The sequence below is a fragment of the Actinoplanes sp. NPDC049265 genome, from assembly GCF_043197135.1.
Lineage (GTDB): Bacteria > Actinomycetota > Actinomycetes > Mycobacteriales > Micromonosporaceae > Actinoplanes.
Genome location: NZ_JBICSP010000058.1, coordinates 1 through 2,605, shown reverse-complemented (window position 1 = coordinate 2,605; position 2,605 = coordinate 1). Strand labels below are relative to the sequence as shown.

Here is a 2,605-nt window from a genome sequence, read left to right as displayed (position 1 = left end):
CCACAACGCCGGCTGCACCACCTCCACCCGCTCCAACAACTCACCATCAGCCAGAACATCCTCCAACCGCCAACCCGTCAACGGCTCCAACACCCGAGAACACTCCGCCAACCGAGCCGCGAACACCGGCGACACCCTCGCCAGCTCCACACCCATTCCGACCCACTGACTGCCCTGACCCGGAAACACCAACACCGAACGACCACCAACAGCCAACGACGACGACACCGCCGCCAGACCCGCCAGCAACTCGTCCCGATCCGCACCGACCACCACCGCACGATGCGCCAGCGCCGCCCGCGTCACCGCCAGCGAGAACCCCACATCCACCAGATCCAGCCCCGGCCGGCCGGCCAGGAACTCCCGCAACCGCGCAGCCTGCGCCACCAAACCCGCCGCATCCCCACCGGACACCGGCCACGCCACCAGACCACCAGCCGCCAGCACCGGCCCGGACCCTCCATCCGGAACCGCGACAACCTCCTCGAAGGCGGGAGCCTCCTCCACAATGACGTGAGCGTTGGTACCGCTGATCCCGAACGACGACACACCAGCCCGCCGCGGCCGAGAGCCGTGGATGGGCCACGGTTGCGAGGCCGACAGCAACCGGACCGACCCGGCCGACCAATCCACGTGCGGAGAAGGCTCGTCAGCATGCAACGTCGCCGGCAACACCCCATGCCGCATCGCCAAGACCATCTTCATCACCCCGGCCACACCAGCCGCCGCCTGGGTGTGCCCGATGTTCGACTTCACCGACCCCAACCACAACGGCTCACCACCGGACCGGCCCTGCCCGTAAGTCGCCAGCAGCGCCTGCGCCTCGATCGGGTCCCCGAGCGTCGTCCCCGTGCCATGCGCCTCCACCACGTCCACATCGGAGGGAGCTAACCCGGCATTGGCCAGGGCGGACCGGATAACCCGTTGCTGTGACGGCCCGTTCGGCGCCGTCAACCCGTTCGACGCACCATCCTGATTCACCGCACTGCCGCGAACCACCGCCAACACCCGATGACCCGCCCGCCGCGCATCCGACAGACGCATCAACACCAGAACACCCGCACCCTCGGCCCAACCAGTGCCATCAGCACCCGCACCGAACGCCTTACACCGACCATCCGCAGCCAAACCCCGCTGCCGCGAAAACTCCACGAACGTAGCCGGCGTCGCCATCACCGTCACACCACCAGCAAGCGCCAGACCACACTCCCCCGCCCGCAACGCCTGAACCGCCAAGTGCATCGCCACCAACGACGACGAACACGCCGTATCCACGGTCATCGCCGGACCTTCCAGGCCCAGCACGTACGACACCCGCCCGGAGATGACGCTCCAGGCCCCGCCGGTCAGCCCGTAGCCCTCCGCGCTCGTCTGCGCGCCGGCCCCATAGCCGTTCCCGTATCCGGTGGCCCCGGCGAATACGCCGGTCGGGGTCCCACGCAGCGACCCGGGGTCGATCCCGGCACGCTCCAAGGCCTCCCAGCACACCTCGAGCAGCAACCGCTGCTGCGGGTCCATCGACAATGCCTCACGCGGGCTGATGCCGAAGAACCCCGCGTCGAATGCCGCCGCCTGCCGCACGAAGCCGCCGGCGCGGGTATACGTCGTCCCCGAATGGTCCGGATCGGTGTCGAACAGCGCCTCCAGATCCCACCCCCGGTCGTCGGGGAACGGGCCGACCGCGTCACTCCCCGACTCGAGCACATCCCACAGCTGCTCGGGATCCTCGACACCACCCGGAAGCCGGCATCCCATTCCCACGATCGCCACCGGTTCATGGCTACGACCCTCGACTTCGCGCAGCCGCTGACGGGTCCGGCGCAGATCGGCCGTGGTCCGCTTCAGGTATTCGAGGAACTTCTCTTCGTCAGCCATCGACGCCACCTCAGTCGGTCAGTTCGTTGTCAAGGAGGGTGAAGATGGTCTCCGCCGTGGCCGCTTCGAGGTCGGCGTCGTTCTTGCCGTCGCGCTTTCTTTCCAGAAGAGCCAGAAGAGCCTTTACGCGTACGGCGAGGGTGTCGCGCAAACCGTCCTCGGCCGGCAGTTCGTGCATCAGCGTTTCGAGCTTTTCGAGCTCCTCCAGTGCGGTGGCACCGGCAGCCGGCTCGGGGGCTGCGATCTCCCGCCGCAAGTAACCGGCAACAGCGGCTGGGGTCGGGTAGTCGAAGATGACGGTGGCGGGCAGCCGCAGGCCGGTTGCGATGGCGAGCCGGTTGCGGAACTCGACAGCGGTCAGCGAGTCGAACCCGAGGTCCTTGAACTGGCGATCCGCTGCGACCGCGTCCGGTGAGGCGTGTCCCAGGACGATCGCGGCCTGCGCGCGAACCATGTCCATCAGCATCCGCCCCTGGTCCGCGGCCGCGAGTCCGGCCAGCCCTTGGAGGGGTGAGCTGCTCACGGCAGCTCGGTCGCCGGCCGCAGGAGCCGGGCGGCGGCCGAGTCCGGTCAATAGTGGGAGGTCGCCCTTCAAGTCGAGAGGGGTGAGGACGGCCACTGGCTCGTCCAGGCTCGCGGTGGCATCGAACAGCGAAAGTGCTCGCGCGGTGGCCATGGGTAGCATCCCCGCACGGGCGAGGCGATCGGTGTCCCGACCGGCCAGATGACC

2 protein-coding genes are annotated in these 2,605 nt (G+C 68.4%); both read right to left on the bottom strand.

Features of this window, described 5'->3' with window-relative positions; all coding sequences use genetic code 11:
- Positions 1–1,875, bottom strand: a 1,875-nt coding sequence (locus ACGFIO_RS44280; protein ID WP_392837302.1) for a type I polyketide synthase, incomplete at its 3' end; no start/stop codon positions are given.
- A 10-nt stretch (positions 1,876–1,885) separates the two neighbouring features.
- Positions 1,886–2,605, bottom strand: a 720-nt coding sequence (locus ACGFIO_RS44275; protein ID WP_392837299.1) for a phosphopantetheine-binding protein, incomplete at its 5' end; no start/stop codon positions are given.